22 protein-coding genes are annotated in these 23546 nt (G+C 71.3%); 12 read left to right on the forward strand and 10 right to left on the reverse strand.

Annotated elements, in window-relative coordinates:
* Positions 1 to 23: 23 nt before the first annotated feature.
* The 8 genes from FJ694_RS24700 to FJ694_RS24735 are packed head-to-tail and all read right to left on the reverse strand — an operon-like array spanning position 24 to position 8779.
* Positions 24 to 959, reverse strand: coding sequence for a glycosyltransferase family 2 protein (locus FJ694_RS24700; protein ID WP_157269983.1), 936 nt, complete (start codon positions 957 to 959; stop codon positions 24 to 26).
* On the reverse strand, positions 956 to 1999 hold the full coding sequence (locus FJ694_RS24705) for an acyltransferase family protein (protein WP_157269984.1): 1044 nt from the start codon (positions 1997 to 1999) through the stop codon (positions 956 to 958). Before FJ694_RS24705 ends, FJ694_RS24700 begins: the two co-directional genes overlap by 4 nt.
* Positions 1996 to 3270, reverse strand: a complete 1275-nt coding sequence (locus FJ694_RS24710) for a hypothetical protein (RefSeq protein WP_157269985.1) — start codon at positions 3268 to 3270, stop codon at positions 1996 to 1998. Before FJ694_RS24710 ends, FJ694_RS24705 begins: the two co-directional genes overlap by 4 nt.
* Positions 3263 to 4150, reverse strand: a complete 888-nt coding sequence (locus FJ694_RS24715) for a polysaccharide biosynthesis tyrosine autokinase (RefSeq protein ID WP_198320976.1) — start codon at positions 4148 to 4150, stop codon at positions 3263 to 3265. The genes FJ694_RS24710 and FJ694_RS24715 overlap by 8 nt, the downstream gene beginning before the upstream one ends.
* A gap of 31 nt (positions 4151 to 4181) precedes the next feature.
* Positions 4182 to 5606 carry a Wzz/FepE/Etk N-terminal domain-containing protein gene (locus FJ694_RS24720; protein ID WP_157269987.1) on the reverse strand — a complete coding sequence of 475 codons (1425 nt, stop codon included), beginning with the start codon at positions 5604 to 5606 and terminating at the stop codon, positions 4182 to 4184.
* Between the two features lie 31 nt (positions 5607 to 5637).
* Positions 5638 to 6975, reverse strand: a complete 1338-nt coding sequence (locus FJ694_RS24725; protein WP_157269988.1) for a UDP-glucose dehydrogenase family protein — start codon at positions 6973 to 6975, stop codon at positions 5638 to 5640.
* Positions 6972 to 8156 carry a glycosyltransferase gene (locus FJ694_RS24730; protein WP_157269989.1) on the reverse strand — a complete coding sequence of 395 codons (1185 nt, stop codon included), beginning with the start codon at positions 8154 to 8156 and terminating at the stop codon, positions 6972 to 6974. The genes FJ694_RS24725 and FJ694_RS24730 overlap by 4 nt, the downstream gene beginning before the upstream one ends.
* Positions 8156 to 8779 (reverse strand): sugar transferase, encoded by a 624-nt coding sequence (locus tag FJ694_RS24735; protein ID WP_232540211.1) that lies wholly within the window; start codon positions 8777 to 8779, stop codon positions 8156 to 8158. Before FJ694_RS24735 ends, FJ694_RS24730 begins: the two co-directional genes overlap by 1 nt.
* 643 nt (positions 8780 to 9422) lie before the next feature.
* On the opposite strand from FJ694_RS24735, the gene FJ694_RS24740 reads away from it, so the two are divergent.
* Positions 9423 to 10106 carry a carbonic anhydrase gene (locus tag FJ694_RS24740; protein ID WP_157269991.1) on the forward strand — a complete coding sequence of 228 codons (684 nt, stop codon included), beginning with the start codon at positions 9423 to 9425 and terminating at the stop codon, positions 10104 to 10106.
* Between the two features lie 79 nt (positions 10107 to 10185).
* Positions 10186 to 11799: a SulP family inorganic anion transporter gene (locus FJ694_RS24745; protein WP_157269992.1), complete on the forward strand. Its 1614-nt coding sequence runs from the start codon at positions 10186 to 10188 to the stop codon at positions 11797 to 11799.
* Here FJ694_RS24745 and FJ694_RS24750 read toward each other — a convergent pair.
* Entirely contained in the window at positions 11796 to 12773 is a 978-nt protein-coding gene (locus FJ694_RS24750; protein ID WP_157269993.1) for an AraC family transcriptional regulator, read from the reverse strand. The genes FJ694_RS24745 and FJ694_RS24750 overlap by 4 nt on opposite strands.
* 130 nt (positions 12774 to 12903) lie before the next feature.
* On the opposite strand from FJ694_RS24750, the gene FJ694_RS24755 reads away from it, so the two are divergent.
* From FJ694_RS24755 to FJ694_RS24785, 7 genes are all read left to right on the forward strand, one after another.
* A complete protein-coding gene (locus tag FJ694_RS24755) occupies positions 12904 to 13740 on the forward strand; it encodes an NAD(P)H-binding protein (RefSeq protein ID WP_157269994.1) in 837 nt (278 codons plus the stop codon).
* Positions 13741 to 13805: 65 nt separating this feature from the next.
* Positions 13806 to 14699, forward strand: a complete 894-nt coding sequence (locus FJ694_RS24760) for a LysR family transcriptional regulator (RefSeq protein WP_157269995.1) — start codon at positions 13806 to 13808, stop codon at positions 14697 to 14699.
* Positions 14700 to 14828: 129 nt separating this feature from the next.
* The gene (tcuA, locus tag FJ694_RS24765; protein ID WP_157269996.1) at positions 14829 to 16253 is read left to right on the forward strand and encodes an FAD-dependent tricarballylate dehydrogenase TcuA; all 1425 of its coding nucleotides are present in this window, start codon (positions 14829 to 14831) and stop codon (positions 16251 to 16253) included.
* On the forward strand, positions 16240 to 17409 hold the full coding sequence (gene tcuB, locus FJ694_RS24770; RefSeq protein ID WP_157269997.1) for a tricarballylate utilization 4Fe-4S protein TcuB: 1170 nt from the start codon (positions 16240 to 16242) through the stop codon (positions 17407 to 17409). The genes tcuA and tcuB overlap by 14 nt, the downstream gene beginning before the upstream one ends.
* Positions 17410 to 17579: 170 nt before the next feature.
* The gene (locus tag FJ694_RS24775; protein ID WP_157269998.1) at positions 17580 to 18560 is read left to right on the forward strand and encodes a Bug family tripartite tricarboxylate transporter substrate binding protein; all 981 of its coding nucleotides are present in this window, start codon (positions 17580 to 17582) and stop codon (positions 18558 to 18560) included.
* Positions 18557 to 19153 carry a chromate transporter gene (locus FJ694_RS24780; RefSeq protein ID WP_157269999.1) on the forward strand — a complete coding sequence of 199 codons (597 nt, stop codon included), beginning with the start codon at positions 18557 to 18559 and terminating at the stop codon, positions 19151 to 19153. The genes FJ694_RS24775 and FJ694_RS24780 overlap by 4 nt, the downstream gene beginning before the upstream one ends.
* A complete protein-coding gene (locus tag FJ694_RS24785; RefSeq protein WP_157270000.1) occupies positions 19153 to 19737 on the forward strand; it encodes a chromate transporter in 585 nt (194 codons plus the stop codon). The genes FJ694_RS24780 and FJ694_RS24785 overlap by 1 nt, the downstream gene beginning before the upstream one ends.
* On the opposite strand, the gene FJ694_RS24790 is transcribed toward FJ694_RS24785, so the two are convergent.
* On the reverse strand, positions 19693 to 20652 hold the full coding sequence (locus FJ694_RS24790) for a LysR family transcriptional regulator (protein ID WP_157270001.1): 960 nt from the start codon (positions 20650 to 20652) through the stop codon (positions 19693 to 19695). The two genes, FJ694_RS24785 and FJ694_RS24790, sit on opposite strands and share 45 nt — an antisense overlap.
* Before the next feature lie 87 nt (positions 20653 to 20739).
* Here FJ694_RS24790 and FJ694_RS24795 point away from each other — a divergent pair, with 87 nt between their 5' ends.
* The 3 genes from FJ694_RS24795 to FJ694_RS24805 all read left to right on the forward strand — a co-directional run bounded on the left by FJ694_RS24795 (position 20740) and on the right by FJ694_RS24805 (position 23546).
* Entirely contained in the window at positions 20740 to 21525 is a 786-nt protein-coding gene (locus FJ694_RS24795; protein WP_157270002.1) for a substrate-binding domain-containing protein, read from the forward strand.
* Positions 21526 to 21581: 56 nt separating this feature from the next.
* Positions 21582 to 22667 (forward strand): porin, encoded by a 1086-nt coding sequence (locus tag FJ694_RS24800; protein ID WP_157270003.1) that lies wholly within the window; start codon positions 21582 to 21584, stop codon positions 22665 to 22667.
* Positions 22668 to 22841: 174 nt separating this feature from the next.
* Entirely contained in the window at positions 22842 to 23546 is a 705-nt protein-coding gene (locus FJ694_RS24805; protein ID WP_157270004.1) for a response regulator, read from the forward strand.

The raw sequence follows: 23546 nt of genomic DNA on the forward strand, positions 1-23546 counted from the left end.
CCGATGACTTTCGGTTGCGGTGTTCAGAGCCGACGCGTCAGCGCGGCCACGATGAGCCCGAGTTGCCCGTCCCAGGTCTGGCGGTACACGCCGGCGCGAAGCAGCCAGAACAGGCTGCCGGGCGCCGCGCAGCCGCGCGCCCGCTCGAACAGGGCCAGGCACTTGCGGCTCGCGGGCGTGAGCAGCGCCAGGTTGCGTTGCAGCGCGCTGACGTTCTGCGCGTTCCACTGGCTGAAGTCGCCGCGCAGCAACCGGGTGGCGCGCTGCCACTTGGCGCGCAGCGACCGGTTGGCGCCGTAGAGGTTGGCGCCGTGCTGGCGGTAGCCGATCGTGGGGTAGGGGTCGTAGACGACCTGGCCGCCGCTGCCGGTGACCAGCAGGTAGGCCCACCAGTCGTGCGCCGAGACCTGCACGTCCGTGCCGGCGCTGCGCAGCAGGCCCATGGCCGCGTCGTTGAGGACCATGGTGTTGCCCGTGCACATGTTCTGCACGAGCGCGTTGGCGAAGCCCGGCGGCTTGGTGAACAGCCGCGACAGGCCCATGGGCCGGCCGTCCTGGTCGATCAGCCGGGAGCGCGAGCCGTACAGCGCCGGCGTGGCGCGGGGCCGCTGCGCCAGCGCCTGCACCGCGCGCTCGAGCTTGCGCGCGTCCCACTCGTCGTCCTGGTCGGTGAAGGCGTAGTGGTCGGCGCGCACTTCGGGCCGCGCGATGAGCGACATGAAGTTGCGTGCAAAGCCCTGCCGCGGGCCGTCGAACAGCTGCATGCGCTGCGCGCCGAGGCGCTGCCGGTACTCCCGCAGGATGTCGAGCGTGCCGTCGTCGGAGCCGTCGTCGGAGACGTGGATCGTCCAGTGCGGATGCGACTGCTGCGCGATGGTGTCGAGCTGGCGGCGCAGGTAGCGCTCGCCGCGGAAAGTGCAGATCAGCACGGCCACGTGGCCGGCCACGGCGTGGCTCATTTCACCTCCTTCAAGGGCGCGATGGCCGCCACCTGGGCGGCGCCCGGGCTGGACAGCCGCCGCGACAGCCTCGCGCCGGCGCGGATGGCCGGCTCCTCGATCCACCGGTTCGCCGCCATGGACAGCAGCAGCGTGACGGCCAGCACGCTGGCCAGCCCGGCGGCGCCGGACGGCAGCACGCCGGCGTGCTGCGCGAACTGGATCACGGGCGCGTGCAGCAGGTACACGCCGAACGACAGGTCGGGCAGGGCCGGCAGGCGCGGCAGCAGCCGTGCCGAGGCCGCCACGAACGCCGCCACGAACAGCGGCTGCAGCGCGCTCATGGCGCCGGGCTGGTCGAAGCGCTGCGCCAGCAGCATGCCCGCCACGCCGAGCAGGGCCAGCGGCAGCGGGCGGCGCGGCGCGGCCTGCGGCGCGGGGTGCCACAACCTGCGGCACAGCATGCCGGCGATGAAGAAGCGCAGCTGTCCGGGCAGCTGCCGGGCCAGCTCCTCGGACGCCGCCTCGACGACGGTGGCGTACGCGGTCGAGGCGCAGAACAGCAGCACCAGCCCTCCGGAGCCGAGGCGTCGGGCCAGCAGCACCCACAGCGGCACGCTCAGGTAGAACAGGACCTCGACCTTCATCGTCCACAGCGAGGGGTTGATGGCGCCCACGGGCGCGCCATCGAGCAGGTCGAGGAAGCCGGGCTTGAGGAAGTTGGCGAAGGCCAGGTTGGCCCCCAGGTACTGCAGCAGCTCCTCGAACGCGCCGGGCCGCGGCATGACCAGCGCGAAGGCGATGGCCGCCTGGGCCAGCACCACCGCCGCGTACAGCGGATACAGCCGCGCCATGCGCCGCACGAAGAAGGCGCCCGCGCTGCTCGATGCCTCGTAGCTGGCGCTGACGATCCAGCCGCTCACCACGAAGAAGGCCTGCACGGCCACCGTGGCCGACAGCGCCGTGAACGCCGCATCATGCTGCCCGGTCAGCTCGCGGAAGTGCGCCAGCACCACCGACAGCGCCAGCAGCAGCCGCAGCAGCGTGAAGTCGAAGCTCATCGCGCCGGCCCCTCGGGCTGCAGGCGCAGCAGCCAGCCCAGCATCGCGCCCAGCCACAGCGCGGCCACCTGGTCCTCGACCAGCGATATCACGACGCCGTACATCAGCAGGAAGACCAGCGACGCCAGCGCCAGCGCATCGGCGCGCGAGCCGCGCGAGCGCGCGTTCAACGCCCACGCCAGCAGCGCGCCCAGGTAGGCCAGCGCCGCGACGCCGAAGTTGCCCCACAGGTAGACGAACAGGTTGTCCGCCGCATTGAAGTCGCGCGGCGCGAAGAAGCGCTGGCCGCCGCCGATGCCGCCGAGGCCGACCCCGACGCCCGGCGGAAAGCGGTCGATCCACTGCCAGGCCCGCGGCCACATCCATTCCGCGCGCTCGATCAGCGACTCGAAGCTGAACACGCCGGCATCCCGCGGCAGCGACAGGTGCACCAGCACCAGCGGCGTGCCCACCATCAGCACCGCCGCCACGAGCGCCGCGGCCTTGAGCGGCAGCAGCCGCCGCGGCGCCGACAACCCCAGCGCCAGCAGCGCCAGGGCGCAGCCCAGGATGGCGCCCTTTTGCGTGGTCCACACCAGCACCAGCAGCGTCAGCCCCGCCACCGCGGCGCGCAGCAGCGCGTGGCGCAGCTGCCCAAGCAGCACGAAGGCCAGCAGCGTCAGCACGATGGCCAGGTTGATCGACGAGCGCGCCAGCCCGGCGACCCGCTCGATCGAGCCGCTCTGCCAGTCGCGGCCCAGGTAGACGTCGACGTCGCCCAGCGCCACGCTCAGGCCGACCCAGGGGAAGTCGAGCAGGAACTTGTCGGCCGCCGCGGCCGCCACCGAGGCGCACCACAACAGCGCGGCAAGCCGCAACTGGCCCCTGCCGGGCTCGAACAGCGCCTGGGCCGCCAGCAGGCCGCACAGCAGGGGCAGGAACATCTTCAGCCCGTACACGGCCGGCACGAGCGAACCCGTGTTGAGCAGGCTGACCAGGCCATGCGCCAGCATGACGGCCGCAAACAGGCCCGCCGCGACCGGGATGCCGGCCCCGGCGGCGGCACGGCCCAGCAGCCAGGCCAGCACCGCCCCCAGCAGCAGCGCATCGCGCAGGAAGAACAGCGCATCCAGGCCGACGGCGTGCAGCGCGTAGCGCACCGGCCCTTCGAGGGCCGAGAGCGCGATTGCCACCCACAGCGCTCCGGGCAGCAGCCGCTGCCCGAACGCGGCCACGCCGCCGCGCGCGTCGCCGGCGGGGTGCCAGGGCAGCGCGGCGCCGGCGTCACGCATCGTTGAGCACGGTCCCGGCCAGGGGCACGCCCAGCTCCACCATCGTCCGGTGCACCCGGCGCAGCTGGCCCACGTCGCTCGAATGGCGCCGGGCCACGAGCACGCCCATGCCGCAATGCGTGGCCACGATCTGGGCGTCGGCGAAACGCCCGGCCGCCGGGGTATCGACGATGACCACGTCGAAGGCGACGGCCGCCTGCTCCAGCAGCGTGCCCAGGCGCGCGCGGCCCAGCAGCTCCTGCGGGTTGGGCGGCAGGGCGCCGGCCACCAGGATCGACAGGCCATGGAAGTCGTGCAGCGGGGCGATGCACTCGGTGCCGGAGCGGCCGAGCAGCAGGTTGCTCAGGCCCAGCTGCGGGGGCAGCTTGAACAGCGTGTGCTGGCGCGGCGCGCGCAGGTCGGCGTCGATCAGCAGCGTGCGCTGGCCCATCTGCGAGAACACGACCGCCAGGTTGGCGGCCACGAAGCTGCGGCCTTCGCCCGCCATGGCGCCCAGCACCGCGATGCTGAACGGCCGCGAGCGGCTGGAGGCGCGCTGCAGCATCAGGCTGGTGCGCAGCGTGCGCATGGCTTCGGCGCAGGCGCCGAAGGGCTCGAAGGCGGCGACGAGGTCGCGCGATGCCGTGCTGTCCTGCGGCCGCAGGTACGGGTACTCGTACTGGCGCGCCAGCGCGTACTGGACGTCCTCGGCCTTGAGCAGGCGCAGCTGCACCGCGGCCTCGCCGAAGCGCATGCCGCGGCCGTGCTGGGCCTCGGCGACGCGCGCGGCCGCGGCGGCGTCGAGCAGTCCGGCGTCGATGAGGATGTCGCCGATCGAGGGCGGGCAGCGCTGGGGTACCGGCTTGAGCCAGTCCCGCAGCTCCGCGTCGGGTAGCTTCATGTCCACAAGCGCTCTCCTGGATGCCTGGCTGTCACGACCGTTGGGCGCGCAACGGCAGGCGCAGCCGGTGGCCCCGCGACGCCAGCCCGGGTGCCGCGCGCGGCAGCGTGGCCAGCAGCGGCAGCTCGACGGCGCTGATCAGCTCCTCGACGCTGCGGATGCGCGGCGCGCGCAGCTCGCGCCACAGCGCCAGCCCCAGCCCCAGCAGCGAGCCCAGCACCGCGGCACAGGCCGCGAGCAGCAGCAGCTTGGGGCTCGACGGCAGGTACGGGCGCGTCGCCGGCGTCAGCAGGTAGACGTTGGTCTGCTGCAGCTGCGACTCCAGCGCGGCCTGCGACTGGCGCGTGGTGGCCGCGTCGAGCGCGCGCTGGGCGCTGTCCACGTCGCGCTGCAGCACCGCCATCTCGTTGTTGCCGCTGGTCATCGCCAGCACCTTGGCCTTCTGGGCCTCCAGCGCCGCCTTGACCTCGGCCTCGCGCTGGCGGTTGACGGCATCGCTGGAGCCGACCAGGCGCACCGCCGTCTCCATCTCCCTGTCGAGCCGGGCCTGCAGCTGCTCGAGCTGGCTGCGCGCGCGCTGGACCTGGGGATGCTGCTCGCCGTACTGGGTCTGCAGGTTCTGCAGCTCGGCCTCGGCCGTGACGATGCTGCCGCGCAGGCTGGCCGTCAGGCCGCCGCTGAGCACGTCCGGCGAATTCCGGGGATCGGAGCGCGCCTGGGCCTGGCGCGATGCGCTTTCCACGCGCTGCGTCTGGATCTGCACCAGCTGTGCCGCGAGCTGGGTGAGCTTGCCGCTCTCGATGTCGAGCTGGCCGCCGGCGACGCCCAGGCGCTCGTGCTCGCGCTGGTAGCGCGCCAGGCGCTCCTGGGCCAGCTCCAGGTTGCGCCGCAGCGTCGCGGTGCGCTGCTCGAACCAGCCCGTGAACTGGCGTGCCGGATCGACCTTGAGGTCGAGGTTGGTCTCGATGGCGGCGTTGGCGAACGCGTTGGCCACGGCCGCGGCCTGCGCCGCATCGGGGCCGGTGTAGGCGATGGCGATGATGTTGGAGTCGCGGTTGGGCTTGACCTGCAGCTTGCGCAGCAGCTGGTCGGCGATGTAGGGCACCGCCTCGCGGCCATCCCCGGCCTCGGCCCCGGTGGCGTCGCGCCAGCGCTGCAGCCACTCGGCGTCCTCGTGCAGGCGTAGCGACTCGACGACGCGGCGCGCGACGCGGCCCGAGGCGATGAGGTCCGTCTGCGTCGCCATCAGCGCCTGGGTGACGGCCTGCGTGCGATCCATGCTGCCGGCGTTCACGGGGTCCACCGGCTTGAGATCGACCAGGACCGAGGCCATGGCGGTGTAGCGCTTGGGCAGCACCAGGCCGGCGGCCAGCGCCAGCAGCAGCACGGCCAGCGTTGCCGCCGCCAGCGTGCGCCAGCGGTGCAGCACCGCGATCACGAGTTGGGACACCGTCATGCGTCGCTCCCTGCTTGCCTTGTCGCGCGCCTCATGCCGCGGCCGCCAGGGCGCGCCCGATGGCGTGGTGCTCCAGGCCCGCGGCCGCCATCTCGGCGGGGCCGTAGAGGTTGCGGCCGTCAAACACCACCGGCTGGCGCAGCAGCGCGCGCAGCCGTGCGAAGTCGGGGCTGCGGAACTGCAGCCACTCGGTGGCCACGAGCAGCGCGTCGCAGCCCTGCGCCGCCTCGTCCGCCGTGGCCGCGAACGCCAGCCGCGGCGTGCTGCCCAGCCGGCGCCGGGCTTCGGGCATCGCCACCGGGTCGAAGGCCGTCACGCTGGCGCCGCGCTGCAGCAGCGCCTCGATCAGCACCAGGCTGGGCGCCTCGCGCATGTCGTCGGTGTTGGGCTTGAAGGCCAGGCCCCACAGCCCGAAGCGCAGGCCGTCGAGCGCCTCGCCGAAGCGCGCCACGATCTTGTCCACCAGCACCCGCTTCTGGCGCTCGTTGGCGCTCTCCACCGCGCCCAGCACGTCCAGCGCCACCGCGTGCTCGCGCGCGGTGCGCTGCAGGGCCTTCACGTCCTTGGGGAAGCACGAGCCGCCGTAGCCGATGCCGGCGTAGAGGAAGTGCGTGCCGATGCGCGGGTCGCTGCCGATGCCGTGGCGCACCGCCTCGATGTCGGCGCCCACGCGCTCGGCCAGGCCCGCGAGCTCGTTCATGAAGCTGATGCGCGTGGCCAGCATGGCGTTGGCCGCGTACTTGGTCAGCTCGGCGCTGCGCGTGTCCATCAGCACCAGCCGCTCGCGGTTGCGGCAGAACGGCGCGTACACGGCCCGCAGCAGCAGCAGCGCGCGCTCGTCGCGCGTGCCCACGATGACGCGGTCGGGCCGCATGAAGTCCTCGACCGCGCTGCCCTCCTTCAGGAATTCGGGATTGGAGGCCACGGCGAACTCGACCTGGATGCCGCGCGCGGCGAGCTCCTCGCGCACCACCGCCTCCACGCGGTCGGCGGTGCCCACCGGCACGGTGCTCTTGTTGACGATGACCTTGTAGTCGGTCATGTGCCGGCCGATGCCGCGCGCCGCCTCCAGCACGTACTGCAGGTCGGCGCTGCCGTCCTCGTCGGGCGGCGTGCCCACGCCGATGAACTGCAGCGTGCCGTGGCGCACCGCCGCCGCCGTGTCGGTGGTGAAGTGCAGCCGCCCGGCCTCGACGTTGCGGCGGATCACCGCCTCCAGCCCCGGCTCGTGAATGGGCACCTTGCCGTCGTTGAGCAGCGCGATCTTGCGGGCGTCCACGTCCAGGCACATGACGTCGTTGCCCATTTCCGACAGGCACGCCCCGGTCACGAGACCGACATATCCGCTGCCGATGATGGTGATTTTCAAGATTTACCCCGCAGGTTTGGCACGGCCGGATCCATGGCAGCCAGCGAATAGGCCGCGAACAGCCTTTTCCCGAAGCTTTCGGCGTTGAACCGCAATACCGCCTGCTGCCGCGCCGCCTGGCCCAGGCGGGCGCGCAACTCGGCGTCGTTGAGCAGCGTCGAAATGCAGTCGAGGAATTCCTGCACGCTGCCGCACAGGTAGCCGGTGTCGCCATGGGAAATCACGGCGCGATGCTGCTCGCAATCCATGGCGACGCAGGGCAGCCCCAGCGCCATGGCACTGACCAGCGTCACCGGGAATCCCTGCGCCGCGTCGGGCGCGACATAAAGCCAGCCCGTGGCCAGGTGCAGCGCATGGTCGTCGTCCATGCCCAGCACGCGCACGCCCGCCGCCTTCAAATGCAGCGACTGCGTGGCACCGGCACGGCCGATCCATTCGAAATGGATCCGGTTTTCGCCAGCGCCCAGCAGCACGGCCAGCTGCGAGAAATTCTCGACGCCACGGGCGCTCGGCGCGTGTCCGCCCGACAATATCAAGGGCTGCGCCGACTCGTGGCGCGGATGGGCCAGGAACGGGATATTGTCGGCAGCGGCGGCCAAACCCGTCGAGCTCCAGATCTGCAGCGCCCGGCGCGCCTGCGGCACGTAGGTGACCGGCGCCGGCCGGGCATTCTGGAAAATGCGCCGCAAGGCCGACAGCGCACGCGCCCCTGATTTTCCCAACCGGTTCAGGGTGCGGAATCCGTACAGCGAGAAATAGACCGGCACGCCGATCCGGGTGCGGTGCAGCGCCAGCACGCCGACGGCACCGGGCAACAGGCCGTGCAGGTGAATGGCGTGCGGCACGCCGGTATGCAGCAGGGTGTCGATGGTCCGGGCCACAGCGCGCCATTGCGACAGCGGATTTCGCACCGGCGCCACCAGGAACAGTTCCGCCGCCGGGTCGAGCTGGACCAGGCAATGGCGGTGCTCGTCCTTGTCGATCAATACCACGCAGGCGTCGAAACCATGGGCGGCGGCGGCGCGCAGCGACGCGCGCAGCCCGTCCAGGATTTCAGCGGTGACGCTGCCGGCGACGTGCACGACGGTTTGCGCCGGCACCTGCATGCCCGCCGCCGCCGCCGGTGCCGCGTGCGCCTGCCCGACCGCCACCACCTCGATGGCCGACGTGTCCATGCCCATCACCGGGCTCCGTGGCCGGTGAGCACCACGCCCAGCGTCCGGAAAAGGATGCAGACGTCCATCCAGCCGCTGCGCTGCTCGACGTAACGGCGGTCGAGCGCCACCCGCTCCTCGTAGCTCGTGGCATTGCGGCCGCTGACCTGCCACAAACCCGTCATGCCGGGCTTCACGCTCAAGTAATGCCAGCGCACCTGGCCGTAACGCGGCAATTCGCCCAGCATGATCGGGCGCGGACCGACGAGATTCATGTCGCCGCGCAGGACGTTGAACAACTGCGGCAATTCATCCAGGCTGGTCTTTCTGAGGAATTTGCCGATGGGCGTGATCCTGGGGTCGTTGCTGAGTTTCTGGTCCCGCTCCCATTCCGCACGCGCCGCCGGATCGGTGCACAGCAGCGCCTGCAGCACCTGTTCGGAATTGCGCACCATGGTGCGAAACTTGAAGCACGGAAATACCTTGCCGCCCATGCCGACCCGGTAATGCGCAAATGTGAACGGCGAGCCGTCGAAGCGCCAGATCATGGCAATGATCAACAGCATCAGGGGGGCGAACAGCAGCAGCAGGATCAGGGCGGAAAATTGATTAAGAAATGCCCATGCCATGGCTTCCTTCATTGCGCCCATGGGCGTGAAACGTTGCGGCGATATGGGTAAAGAAGCTGCTGACTGCACGGGACTCCCCCTTGAGAATGCAGATCGTTGCCTGGTGCTGCATTGCAACATGAGTTTTTGAATACGTGCTTTCCCCTATTCGTGGGGTAATTCCAGCGTGTGCGCGGCCTTCATAAGCTAATGCATGGCGCGCTTCTTGTGATATGTGACGCCCCCCCTCGATCCAGGCTGCGCCCAGCGAGTTTGCTTATTCGATTGGCTCGTTATTGGTGCGCCGGCGCATGGGTATGGTGCATACCCGGGAGGAACTCGCGGTACGGCGGTGCATGCTGAATGCTGCACAGGAGTTGGATCAATATGCGCAACGCCGTGGTTACGTAAACTGATGTGACCAGGGTAGCCAGGGGTTCAACGGCCGGCACTGTACCGGTGAGAAACGGGCGACCGGGGACAATGCTCCGGAAACTGCGCCCACGAGGCAGCCGGCATTTGCCGGCGCTGCACCAGCGAGCATGAACGCCACATGAACGGCGGCCCCATGGTTGCCACCGGACGCACGTGCAACCAAGCGCAAGAGACGGGAAACAAAAAGCCGACTCCGGGTTTACTCTAACTCCTGCTGCAGTGCAGCAATCGTGCACAACAAGGAGTTCAGATGGACCTGCCAACCCGTTTACTGCTCGAAAACCAGGCCTGGGCTGACGAGATCGACGCGCGCGCGCCGGCGTATTTCGAGCGCATGAGCGCCGGACAGCAGCCGGGCGTGTTCTGGATCGGCTGCGCCGACAGCCGCGTGCCGGCCGAGCGCATCGTCAATGCCGCGCCGGGCGAGCTGTTCGTGCATCGCAGCATCGCCAACCTGGCGCTGCCCGACGACAACAGCGTGATGAGCGCGCTGCAGTACGCGCTGGACGTGCTGGGCGTGGGCGCCGTCATCGTCTGCGGCCACGACGCCTGCGGCGGCGTGCGCGCCGCGATGCTGCCGCCGGCGCAGGAGGAGGGCGAGGAGGTGGCCAGCCTGGACCAGGCGCGCGGCGACTACCTGGCCGAGCGCATCCGCCCGCTGCGCCGGCTCTACCGGCAGCACCGCCACCAGGTCGAGGCCGCCGGCGAGTCGCTGGACGGCGACGCGGCGCTGGCGGCGCAGGTGGACCGGCTGGTCACGCTCAACGTGGTCGAGCAGGTGCGCGCGCTGGCCGGCACGGCGCTGGTGCAGCGCGCCTGGCAGCGCGGCCAGCCGCTGCGGCTGCTGGGCTGGGTCTATGGCCTGCGCAACGGCCGGCTGCGCCAGGTGCATGCCATCGACGCGCCCGGCGTGGCGCTGCGCCAGGCGGCCTGAGCGCCCTCGCTTGCGCCCACAGCCCCGACCCCCGATCCCCGTTCCCTGACTCCCGCGCGAATTCCCGCGCCTCACTCCCATGCAGTCTCCCGTCTCCACGGGCCCCGCTTCGGCCGGCGCCCTGTTCCGTCACTTGCGCCACGACCTGCCCGCCGGCGTCGTGGTGTTCCTGGTCGCCCTGCCGCTGTGCCTGGGCATCGCGCTGGCCAGCGGCGTGCCGCTGCTGGCGGGCATCGTCTCGGGCGTGGTCGGCGGCCTGGTGGTCGCCGCGCTGTCGGGCTCGCAGCTCAGCGTCAGCGGCCCGGCCGCGGGCCTGGTCGTCATCGTCGTCAATGCCATCGCCACGCTGGGCAGCTTCGAGGCCTTCCTGGCCGCCGTCGTGCTGGCCGGCGCGCTGCAGTGGCTGTTCGGCCGGCTGCGCGCGGGTGACCTCGGCGCCTGCTTCCCGTCCTCGGTGATCAAGGGGATGCTGGCGGCCATCGGGCTGCTGCTGATCATCAAGCAGCTGCCCGTGGCCTTCGGCTTCGCCTCCACGCCGCAGCTGCTGCAGGCCGTGCCCGACGACTCGCAGGCGCTGGACGCCATGGCGGCCGTGCTCGATTCGGTGACGGAAGGCGCGGTGCTGGTGGCCGGCGGCGCTTTGTTGATCCTCTTCGCCTGGGAGCTGCCCGCGGTCAGGCGGCTGCCGGTGCTGGGCCGGCTTCCCGGCGCGCTGCTGGCGGTGCTGTGGGGCGTGGGCTGCCAGGCGCTGCTGCGCAGCGTGGCGCCGGCCGAGGCGCTGGTGGCGCACCAGCTGGTGTCGCTGCCCGAAGTCACGGGCTGGGATTCGCTGCTGTCGCAACTGGCCTCGCCCGACTGGTCGGCGCTGTCGAATCCGCAGATCTACACCGTGGCGCTGACGCTGGCCGTGGTGGCGAGCCTGGAGACGCTGCTGAGCCTGGAGGCCACCGACCGGCTCGATCCGCTCAAGCGCGTGGCGCCGCCGAACCGCGAGCTGCAGGCGCAGGGCATCGGCAACATCGTCGCGGGCCTGCTGGGCGGGCTGCCGATCACGGCCGTGATCGTGCGCAGCTCGGCCAACATCCAGGCCGGCGCGCGCACGCGGCTGTCGGCGATGCTGCACGGCGTGCTGCTGCTGGCCAGCGTGCTGCTGCTGGTGGAGCTGCTGCGCTGGATCCCGCTGGCGGCGCTGGCCGCGGTGCTGCTGCACACCGGCTGGAAGCTGGCCAAGCCCGCCGTCGTCATGGCGGCCTGGCGCCAGGGCGCGGCCGGCTTCGTGCCCTTCGCGGTGACGGTCGCGGGCATCCTGGCCACGGACCTGCTCATGGGCATCGGGCTGGGCCTCGCCACGAGCCTGCTGTTCCTGATCCACGCCAGCACGCGCGGCGCGCTGTCCATGACCTCGCGCGGGCAGGCGCACCTGCTGCAGCTGAGCAAGGACGTGTCCTTCTTCAACAAGGCCCGGCTGCGCGAGCACCTGGAGCGGGTGCAGCCCGGGCACTCGCTGATCATCGACGGCGCGCGCTGCAGCTTCATCGACCGCGACATCCGCGAGGCGCTCGACGACTTCGTGGCGCATGCGCGGCAGCGGCACATCGGCGTCGAGCTGCGCTCGATGCCGCCGGTGGCGCCGGAAGGCCCGTCGCGCCCGCGCCGGGGCTGGCGCGGCGAGGCGGCGGTGCAGTCGGCCTAACCGGCCTGCAGACCCGCCTGCGCACCGGCCTGGAAGCGCCAGGGATGCGAGCGCTCGGCCGCATCCCGGCGCCGGAACTCGCGCGGCGACTCGCCCACCGTGCGCTTGAACACCTTGGAGAAGCCGAAGGCGTCCTGGTAGCCGACCTGCCGCGCCACCTGCTCCAGCGTGGCGTCGGTCTCGCTGAGCAGGCTCATGGCGCGCTGCATGCGCAGCGTGCGCAGGTAGTTCAGCGGCGTGTCGCCCATGGCCTCGCGGAAGCGCTCGGCCAGCGCGGTGCGCGACAGTCCCGCGCGCTGCGCCAGCGTCTCCAGCGACCATGGGTGCGCGCAGTCGCCGTGCATCAGCGCCAGCGCGGCGCGCACCTGCGCATCGCGCACGGCGTGGCTCCAGCCGGCGCCGGCCGCGCCGGTGTCCTCGACCATGCGCCGCAGCAGGTGCACGAACACCACGTCCAGCAGCCCGTGCAGCACCGATTCCGCGCCCAGCTCGCGCTGCTGTGATTCCTCCACCAGCAGCCCCGCCGCCAGCGCCAGCGCCGAGAAGCGCGACAGGGTCTCGGCACGTATCACGAACCAGCCGGGCATCTGGCTGAAGAAGGGATGCACGGGCGTGTTCCACAACTGGTAGGCGCCGCTGATGACGGCCGCGGTGCCGGCGCCTGCTGGCGACGACGCCCCGTCCTGCGGGCCGTCACCGGTGCCGATGGGCTCCACCGCGATGCCGTCCAAAACCGGTTGCGTGCTCAATACGTGGCAGCAGCCGCGCGCCATCACCGCGATGTCACCTGCCTGCAGCCGCAGCGGTGCCGGCAGCCCGTCCGCGTGAATGAAGACCTCGCCCTGCACCAGCAGGTGCAGCCCGATGCTCTTGTCACAGGGAAAGCGCAGCGCGGTGGCGTCGGACAGGCGGCGCAGGTCCAGCAGCTTGCGGCGCAGGCCGGCTTGGCGGAACAGGTCGGAAAGCAGGTCCATGGCAGTGTGGGATCAGGCTGGCAATCCGCAAAGATCGTACGATCTGACATGAAAAGCGGATTGCAAGCCATGGAGGATACGCCGCAATGCCGGCAGCATGGAGGCCTGCAACTCCTGAAAGGACTCCTCCATGACCCGCACCCTCCTCATCGGCGCCGCCGGCACCATCGGCACCGCCCTGGCCCCGCTGCTGGCCGCGCGCGGCCACGAGGTGATTGCCGCCACCAGCCGCGCGCCGACGCGGCCGGGCCAGGTCCAGGTGGACTTGGCCAGCGGCGCCGGCCTGTCCGACGCCTTCGGGCAGGCGCAGCAGGCCTTCATCTTCTCGCCGCCGGGCTTCGCGCGGCACGACGAGATCCTGCTGCCGCAGATCGAGGCCGCGCGCGCCCATGGGCTGCGCAAGGTGGTGCTGATGTCGGCCCTGGGCGCCAATGCCGACGAGGCCTCGCCGCTGCGCCGCGCCGAGCGGGCGCTGGAGCAGTCGGGACTGGCCTGGAACATCGTCAGGCCCAACTGGTTCATGCAGAACTTCAACAGCTTCTGGCTGCAGGGCATCCGCGAGCACGGCGTGATCGCGCTGCCGGTGGGGGACTCGCGCACCAGCTTCATCGACGCGCGCGACATCGCTGCGGTGGCGGCCGAGCTGCTCACGCGCGGCGACCTCGACAACTGCGACTTCGACCTGACCGGCCCCGCCGCGCTCAGACATGACGAGGTGGCGGCCATCCTGTCGCGGGAGACCGGCCGCGCGGTCCGCTTCCAGGACATCGCGCCCGAAGCCATGCTCGCCGGGCTGCTGGAAGCCGGCCTGCCGCGCGACTACGCCGCTTTCCTGGTGACGATCCTGGGCTACGTGAAGGCCGGCTACAACGAGCGCACGACCGACGCCGTGGCGGCCATCACCGGCCGCGCGCCGGGCGGCTTCGAGCAGTACGCGCGCGACCACCGCGCGGCCTGGACGGCCTGACGCGGGCAGGGGCGCAAGCCGCGTCGCCTGTGCAACCATCGCCCGCTTGACCGGGACGGTGCATTGTGAAGATCGATTTCGACGGGGTGCAGGCCTTCGTGGCCATCGCGGAGCTGGGCGGCTTCAACAAGGCCGCGCGCGAGCTGCACATCACGCAGACCGCCCTGACGCGGCGGCTGCAGAAGCTGGAGTCCTACCTGGGCCTGCGGCTGCTGGACCGCACCACGCGCCGCGTCGAGCTCACGGCCGTGGGGCGCGACTTCCTGCCGCAGGCGCGCGCCATCGTGCAGGAGATGACGGCGGCGGTGGAGCGGCTGAAGGACCTGTCGCAGCGCGCGCGGGGCAATTTCACCCTGGCCTGCATCCCGTCGATGAGCTCGCACATCCTGCCCGGCGTGATCCGCCGCTATGCCGAGGCGCATCCGGACAACCGCATCCGGCTGCTCGACGGCGACTCCAACGAGGTGCGCGGCGCCGTGCTCAACAGCCAGGCCGAGCTGGGCATCGCGGTGCAGGACGAGAAGCACCCGGAGCTGCTGGAGAGCGTGCTGTTCTCCGACCCGCTGGCCTTCATCTGCCGCGAGCCGCACCCGCTGCAGGACCGCAGGAGCGTGACCTGGGCCGACATGCGCGGGGCCGAGCTCATCGGCGTGAGCAGCGCCACGGCCACGCGCGTGTTCATGGACTACCAGCTCGCGCGCCGCGGCATCCGGCTGCACGGCAACTTCGAGGTGCAGCACCACGCCACCGCCATCAACCTCGTGGCCGCCGGCGTGGGCAGCGCCATCCTGCCCTCGTCCACCTTCCGCGAGGGCGATCGGCCCGGGCTGCGCAAGATCCCGCTCGTGAACCCAGCGGTCAGGCGCAAGGTGGTGCTGCTGCGCCTCAAGCGCAGCAGCCTGTCGCCGGCGGCCGAGGCGTTTCACGAGCTGCTGAAGGCGACGCCGCTGGAGGCGTGAGAAGGGCGGTCCGCCGGGGGCCATTGATGCCCAAGCCGCAACAGTCGCGTCCTGTTTTGCATTTCACAGAACAATCCGGCGCCTGAACAATCCGCCCGTTCCTTTCTGAATGCGAGGCGGACGGTTCCCATGAGCATCGACGTGCTGGTCATCGGCGGCGGCAACGCCGCCCTGTGCGCGGCCCTGATGGCCGCGGAAGGCGGTGCCAGCGTGCTGATGCTGGAAGCCGCGCCGCGCGCGTGGCGCGGCGGCAACTCGGCCCACACCCGCAACCTGCGCTGCATGCACGACGCGCCGCAGGACGTGCTGGTCGAGGCCTATCCGGAAGAAGAGTTCTGGCAGGACCTGCTCAAGGTCACCGGCGGGCTCACCGACGAGAAGCTGGCACGGCTGACCATCCGCGCCTCCAGCACCTGCCGCGACTGGATGCGCAGGCACGGCGTGCACTTCCAGCCGCCGCTGTCCGGCGCGCTGCACGTGGCGCGCACCAACGCCTTCTTCATGGGCGGCGGCAAGGCGCTCGTCAACGCCTACTACCGCAGCGCGGAGCAACTGGGCGTGCAGGTGCGCTACGAGGCGCCGGTGCAGCGGCTGGAGATCGAGGACGGCCGCTTCGTCGCCGCGTGGGTGAAGGGCGAGCGCATCACCGCCAGGGCCTGCGTGATGGCGGCCGGCGGCTTCGAATCGAACCGCGAGTGGCTGCGCGAGGCGTGGGGCCAGAACGAGCGCGGCGAGTGGCCGGCCGACAATTTCCTCATCCGCGGCACGCGCTTCAACCAGGGCGTGCTGCTGCGCCACATGCTCGACGACCACGGCGCCGACCGCATCGGCGACCCGACGCAGGCGCACATGGTGGCCATCGACGCGCGCGCGCCGCTGTATGACGGGGGCATCTGCACCCGCATCGACTGCGTGTCGCTGGGCGTGGTGGTGAACCGCCACGGCGAGCGCTTCTACGACGAAGGCGAGGACTTCTGGCCCAAGCGCTACGCCATCTGGGGCCGGCTGGTCGCGCAGCAGCCGGGGCAGGTGGCGTGGTCGATCATCGACGCCAAGGCCATCGGCCGCTTCATGCCGCCGGTGTTCCCGGGCGTCACGGCCGCGAGCCTGCCGGAGCTGGCCGCGAAGCTGGGCCAGGACGTGGGCACCTTCATGCGCACGCTGCAGGACTACAACGCCGCCTGCCGCTCCGGCAGCTTCGACCACACCAGGCTCGACGACTGCCGCACCGAGGGGCTGTCGCCACCCAAGACGCACTGGGCGCGGCCCATCGACACCGCGCCCTTCTATGCCTACGCCGTGCGGCCGGGCGTGACCTTCACGTACCTGGGCCTGCGCACCGACGAGACCGCGGCCGTGCGCTTCGGCGGCGTGCCCAGCGACAACCTCTTCGTTGCGGGCGAAATGATGGCCGGCAACGTTTTGGGCAAGGGCTACACCGCCGGCGTGGGCATGTCCATCGGCACGGCCTTCGGCCGCATTGCCGGCACCAACGCGGCGCGGGCCGCGCTCAGCCGGTCAACCCAGGGAGTGATAGAGCATGCAGTCGCTTGAGGCTTTGACCCGCGACGCCCGGGCGCTGGCCGAGGGCGAGATCGTCACCACCACCACCGCCGAGGCAGAGGTGGCGCGGCAGATGACGGTGTGCAACGCCTGCCGCTATTGCGAGGGCTTTTGTGCCGTCTTTCCCGCCATGACGCGGCGGCTGGAGTTCGGCAAGGCCGACGTGCACTTCCTGGCCAACCTCTGCCACAACTGCGGCGCCTGCCTGCACGCCTGCCAGTACGCGCCGCCGCACGAGTTCGCCATCAACGTGCCGCAGGCCATGGCCAAGGTGCGCGGCCAGACCTATGCCGACTACGCCTGGCCGCCGGCGCTGGGCGCGCTGTACAAGCGCAACGGCCTCGCGTTGTCAGTGGCGCTGGTGCTGGCGTTCTCGGTGTTCCTGGGCCTGGCCCTGGCGCTGCAGGGCACGCTGTGGGGCGGCCACGCCAGCTTCCACGAGCTGTTCCAGCACGGGCTGCTGGTGAGCCTTTTCGGGCCGGTGTTCTCCTTCGTCGTGCTGGCGCTGGCGCTGGGCGCGCGCCGCTTCTGGCGCGACGTGACGCCGGCCACCAGCGGCCAGCCCGCTAGCGCCAACGCCATGGCCGAGGCCACGCACAATGCGCTGACGCTGCGCTACCTCGACGGCGGCCACGGCCAGGGCTGCAGCAACGAGGACGACGCCTACACCCTGGCGCGCCGGCGCTGCCACCACCTGACCTTCTACGGCTTCATGCTGTGCTTCGCCGCCACCAGCGTGGCGACGATCTACCACTACTTCTTCGGCTGGGTGGCGCCCTACGACCTGCCCTCGCTGCCCAAGCTGCTCGGCGCCGTGGGCGGCGTGATGCTGTGCCTCGGCACCGCGGGGCTGTGGCGGCTGCGCCAGCGCCGGCATCCGCTGCACGGCGACGCGGCGCAGAAGCCCATGGACCTGGGCTTCATCGCGCTGCTGTTCCTGACCGCCTCCAGCGGGTTGGCCTTGTGGGGGACGCGCGGCACCCCGGCGCTGGCGCTGCTGCTGTGCCTGCACCTGGGCGCGGTGCTGGCGCTGTTCGTGACGCTGCCCTACGGCAAGTTCGCCCACGGCATCTACCGCTCGGCCGCGCTGCTGCGCCACGCGGTGGAGAAGCGCCAGCCCAACCCGATCGGCCTGGGCGCCGACTGAAGCCGGGCCACCAGGGGGCAGGGCGGCGGAACCGGCTGCTCGGCCCACCCCCGGCCCGATTGATGTGCGTGCTGCATCAAGTCATGAAAACAATGCAATTCACGGATCAATCGCCGGTTCCTAGCATGGCGGCATCCGATTCCAACCAAGACAACCCCAGGAGACTTTCCATGGACAAGCGTGAACTGCTGCGTGTCGCGGCCGCCTGCGCCGCCGGCGCCCTGCTGATGCCGGCGCTGAGCCAGGCGCAGGAATTCCCGCCCAAGAAGAACGTGACCATCGTGGTCGGCTTTGCCGCCGGCGGCGCGGCCGACATGGCGGCGCGCATCATCGGCAAGAAGCTGGGCGACAACCTTGGCGTGCCGGTCGTCATCGACAACAAGCCCGGCGCCGGCGGCAACATCGCGCACCAGTTCGCGGCCCAGGGCCCGTCCGACGGCAGCGTGCTGCTGTTCGGCTCGGTCGGCCCGCTGACCATCGCGCCGCACCTGATGAAGGTGTCCTACGACCCGTTCAAGGACTTCGCCCCCATCACCATGGGCGTGAACTTCCCCAACGTGCTGGTGGTGCATTCGGGCACGGGCATCAAGACCTTCGCCGACTTCATCGCGTACGCGAAGAAGAACCCGGGCAAGCTGGACTACGCCTCGACCGGTCCGGGCTCGGCCTCGCACCTGGGCGGCGAGCTGATGGACCACATGGCCAAGATCGAGACCACGCACATCCCGTACAAGGGCGGCGCGCCGGCGCTGCAGGACCTGCTGGGCGGACGCGTGGCCTCGTACTACTCGACGCTGGCCACGGCGCAACCGCACATCGAGAGCGGCAAGCTCATCCCGCTGGCCAGCACGGGGCCGAAGCGCCTGCCGGCATTGCCCAACGTGCCGACCATCGCCGAGTCCGGCTATCCCGGCTACAGCGCCACCAACTGGTACGCCTTCCTGGCGTCCTCGAAGGTGCCCAAGCCGGTGCTCGACCGCTGGAACGTCGAGCTGGTCAAGGTGCTCAAGGACCCGGCCGTGGCCAAGGAGCTGGACCACCACGGCCTCACGCCCCAGCCCGGCACGCGTGAGGACCTGGCCCAGACCATCGAGCGCGAGCACGCCACCTGGGGCCGCGTGATCCGCGAACGCAAGATCACGATCCAATGAGCGACGGCGGCGAGCCCGCCGCCGTGGCGGGCACCGGCCCGCGCAGCCTGACGGAGCTGTTCCGGGCCTTTTCCTGGATGGCGCTGCAGGGCTTCGGCGGCGTGCTGGCCGTGGTGCAGCGCGAGCTGGTGGAAAAGCGCGGCTGGCTCAGCAACGAGGCCTTCATCGAGGACTGGGCCGTGGCCCAGGTCATGCCGGGGCCCAACGTGTGCAACCTGGCGCTGATGTTCGGCGACCGGCATTTCGGCTGGCGCGGCGCGGCGGTGGCGCTGGCCGGGCTGCTGGTCTTTCCGCTGCTGCTGCTGCTGAGCGTGGCGACGCTCTATGGCCAGCTCGCCGGCCACGCCGCGGCGGGCGGCGCGCTGCGCGGCATGGGCGCGGTGGCGGCCGGATTGATCGCCGGCACCAGCTTCAAGTTGCTGGCGCAACTGCGCCGGCATCCGCTGGGGATGGCGCTGGCGGCGCTGTTCGCGGCGCTGGCCTTCGCCGGGCTGGCGCTGGCGCGGCTGCCGCTGGTGGCGATCGTGCTGGGGCTGGGCGGCATCGCCTGGCTGCTGACCTGGCGCCGGCTGCGGCGCCGCAAGGAATCCTGATGACTGCCCTGGACTGGCTGCACCTGCTGCTCTACCAGTTCTCGATCTCGCTGCTGGCCGTGGGCGGCGCGGTGACGCTGGCGCCGGACCTGCACCGCTACCTGGTGGACACCCAGGGCTGGGTCAGCGAGGCGCAGTTCAACGCCTCGATCACGCTGGCGCAGGCCGCGCCCGGGCCGAACATGCTGTTCGTGGCGCTGCTGGGCTGGCAGCTCGGCCTCAACGCGGCCGGCCCCGGCGCGGGCACCGCCTGGAGCCTGGCGCTGGCGCTGCTGGGCCTGGCGGTGTGCACCGTGGGCATGCTGGCGCCGAGTTCGCTGCTGACGCTGCTGGCCACGCGCTGGAGCCAGCGCAACCGCGAGCGGCCGGCGGTGCGCGCCTTCCGCCAGGGCATGGCGCCGATCGTGGTCGGCGTGCTGCTGTCCACGGCCTGGCTGCTGGGACGCGCCGGCGGCGACTGGCGCCGCGACGGCCTGCTTTGGCTGCTGTCGGGCGTGGTCACGCTGCTGGTGTGGCGCACGCGCATCCACCTGCTGTGGCTACTGGGGGCCGGGGCGCTGCTGGGCGGGTTCGGCCTGGTCTGAGGCGGCGCCGGCCGCGTCGAAGGCGCCGCGGTCCTGGCGCAGCAGCCCGCACAGCTGCGCCGCCGTGCCCGACAGCGGCCGCCCGCGCCGCGTGATGAGCCCCACCACGCGGCTGACCACCGGCTCCACCAGCGGCACGCGGCACAGCGCCTCGTGCCGCTGCGGCACCGACAGCCGCGGCAGCGCGGCCAGGCCGAGACCGGCGGCGACCAGCCCCAGCGCGCCGGCCACGTGCTCCGTCTCGTAGAACCACACCGGGCGCTGCGCCAGCGTGGCCAGGGCGTGGTCCACCAGCAGCCGGTTCGCGCTCTGGCGCGACACGGCCACCATCTTCTGCCCCGCCAGCTCGGCCCAGGCGACGCTGGCGCGAGCGGCCAGAGCGTGGCCGCGCGGCAGCACCAGCACGTAGTCGTCGCGGCCCAGCATTTCGAACTCGACGTCGGGCTCCTGCGCGCCGGTGAAGTTCAGCCCGAAGTCGGCCTCGCCCGACACCACGCTGGCCAGCACGCGGTGCGCGCTGTCGTCGATGACGCGCACGCGCACGTGCGGCTGCTCCTGCGCGAAGCGCTGCAGGATGCCCGGCAGCACGTGCTGCGCCACCGAGGGCACGCAGGCCACCGTGACCTGCCCGCGCCGCGCCTGCGCGCTGTCGGAGAGGCGCGCCACGGCGTCCTCCAGGTCTTCCAGCGTCTGCCGCGCCCGCTCCAGGAACTGGCGTCCGCCCGGCGTGAGGTCCACCTGCCGCGTGGTGCGCTCCAGCAGCCGCAGGCCCAGGGCCGATTCCAGCTTGTCGATGCGCCGGCTCAGGGCGGGCTGCGAGATGCACAGGTGCTCGGCGGCAAGCCGGAAGTTGCAGCGATCCGCCACCGCCACGAAGGCCTGCAGCTCTTCCAGCGCGAAATTGATGCGTGACATGCATCGGATCATAAAAACAATGCAATTCACAGATCAATGCGCGGTTCCTAGCATCCCGGCCATCAACCAGACCAGGAGACAAGTTCCATGCGCAACCTTCTCAAGACTTCCCGACGTGCCTTCCTGGCGGCCGGCCTGGCGCTGGGCGCCGCGATGGCGGCCCATGCCGGCGAGATCCGCGTCGTGAGCTCCGGCGGCTTCACGGCCGCCTACAACCAGCTGGTGCCGCTGTTCGAGGCGGCCACCGGGCACAAGGTCGTCACCGCCTACGGCTCCTCGATGGGCACGGCGCAGGACTCCATTCCCAGCCGCCTCGGCCGCGGCGAGCAGTTCGACATCGTGATCCTGGCCGATGGGGCGCTGGAGGCGCTGGCCAGGGACGGCAAGGTGGTGCCCAACACGCGCGTGGACCTGGGCCGCTCGCTCATCGGCATGTCGGTGCGCAAGGGCCTGCCCAAGCCCGACATCTCGACCGTCGAGGGGCTGAAGAAGACGGTGCTGGAGGCCAAGGCCATCGCTTACTCGGCCAGCGCCAGCGGCACGTACCTGTCGAATGAACTGTTCCCGAAGCTGGGCGTGTGGGAGCAGATCAAGGACAAGTCGCGAAAGATCATGAGCGAGCGCGTGGGCACGATCCTGACGCGCGGCGAGGCCGACGTGGGCTTCCAGCAGGTCAGCGAGCTGCTGCCGTTCAAGGACATCGAGTACGTCGGCCCGCTGCCCGAAGAGGTGCAGCAGAAGGTGTTCTTCTCCGCCGGGCTGGCCGTGGGCGCCAGGGAGCCGGAGCTGGCGGCTCAGCTCGTGAAGTTCCTGGCCTCGTCGGCAGCGGCGCCGATCGTGAAGGCCTCGGGCCTCGACCCGGTGGCGAAGTAAGGCGCCGCCGGCGGCGCCATCAATAAGACGACACGAGCCATCCGAGGGGACATCCGATGAACAACACCACCAAGGCCGCACTGGGCCTGGCGCTGGGCGCTGCCGGCCTGGGCGGCGCCTGGGCGCAGGGCAGCGTCACGCTTGGCGGCGTGGCCGATTCGGCGGTGCGCCACGTGCGCAACGAAGGGCAGGGCGGCGTCACGTCGCTGGTCAGCGGCTCGAACGCGACCAGCCGCTTCATCTTCCGCGGCACCGAGGACCTGGGCGGCGGCCTGAGCGCCGGCTTCCACCTGGAAAGCGGCGTGGCGCTGGACACCGGCGCCAGCACCAGCAGCACCGCGCTGTTCGACCGGCGCGCGACGCTGGGCCTGGCCAGCAAGGCGGCCGGCGAGCTGCGCCTGGGCCGCGACTACGTGCCCAGCTACACCAACTGGGTGCGCTTCGACCCGTTCGGCCACGTCGGCGTGGCCGGGTCCAACAACTTCGTCAACGCCACGCCGGCGGGCCCGATCCGCTCGGCCTTCGGCTCCTCGCCCAACACCACGGTGCGCACCAGCAACTCGCTGCAGTGGCTGATGCCCGCAGGCTGGGGCGGCCTGGAAGGCGGCGTGATGCTGGCCGAGGACGAGAACGGCACGGCCGCTGCCGGCCAGCACAAGCTCCGGGGCGCGCGGCTGGGCTACGCGGCCGGGCCGCTGGTGGTGTCGGGCGCCATCACCCGCACCGAGAACAACCTCACCGCGGACGCGGGCCGCTTCGACGACCGCGTCATCGCCGCGCTCTACGACTTCGGCCCGGTGCGCGTGTCGCTGGCGCTGCGCCGCTTCGACCAGGCCGACGCCCGGCAGGACAACGTGCTGGTAGGCGCCTGGATTCCGGTGGGCAACGGCGAGATCAAGGCCTCCTGGTATCGCGCGAAGTTCTCCGGGCAGGCGGGCGGTACCGCGCTGGACGGCAACAGCGCGCGCCAGCTGGGCCTGGGCTATGTGCACAACCTGTCCAGGCGCACGGCGCTGTACGGCACGCTCTCGCATATCGACAACAAGGGCGCACTGGCCTACGCCGTTCCCGGCGGCGCCAGCGGCCTGGCCGCGGGCGGGTCGTCGCGTGGGGTGGAAGTGGGCATGCGCCACACGTTCTGAGGGGCCGGTCCGCCGCCGCGGGCGGGTGCTCGTCGAGCCGCCGCGGCACGTCGCGGCCCTGAGCGACGGAAAGGCTGCGCCGCCCGAGATGCCGTCCTCCAGCATTGACAATGTCTGCCTTCCGGGCAGGTGGCAGCTGCCCTCTGCCTCTCTCTCAAGCCTGTTTGAGACGACATGCGTGTATTGCTGGCCGAAGACGAGCATGCGCTGGCCACCTGGCTGGTGCGCGCGCTGGCGCAAAGCGGCTTCCTGGTGGACTGGGTGGACGACGGCCGCCTGGTGCGCCGCAGCCTCAAGGCCACGCGCTACGACGCGCTGGTCCTCGACCTGGGCCTGCCCGGGCTGGGCGGCCGCGAGGTGCTGGCCGACCTGCGCGACGCCGGCCAGCGCCTGCCGGTGCTGATCCTGACCGCGCGCGACTCGCTGATGGAGCGCGTGGACAGCCTGCACGAAGGGGCGGACGACTTCCTGGCCAAGCCTTTCGAGCTGGCCGAGCTCGAAGCCCGGCTGGTGGCGCTGATCCGGCGCTCGCGGGGCGGCGACCATCCGCGCTTCGCCTGCGGGCCGCTGGCTTACGACGCCGGCGCGCGGCAGTTCACGCTGATGCACGAGCCGCTGGCGCTGACGCCGCGCGAGCATGCCGTGCTGCGCGTCCTCATCACGCGCAGCGGCGAGCCGCTGTCCAAGCAGGAGATCCTGGAACGCGTGTTCTCCGACGAGCAGGACGTGCAGCCCGATGCCGTGGAGGTGCTGGTGCACCGGCTGCGCAAGCGGCTGCAGGGTACCCCGGTGGGCATCCGCACGGTCCGCGGCCTGGGTTACGTGCTGGAAAGCGCCCCGGACGCCGCAGGCGCTCCCCCGCCCGCGCGCGGCGACTGA

It is taken from the genome of Azohydromonas aeria, assembly GCF_009760915.1.
Taxonomy (GTDB): Bacteria; Pseudomonadota; Gammaproteobacteria; order Burkholderiales; family Burkholderiaceae_C; genus Azohydromonas; species Azohydromonas aeria.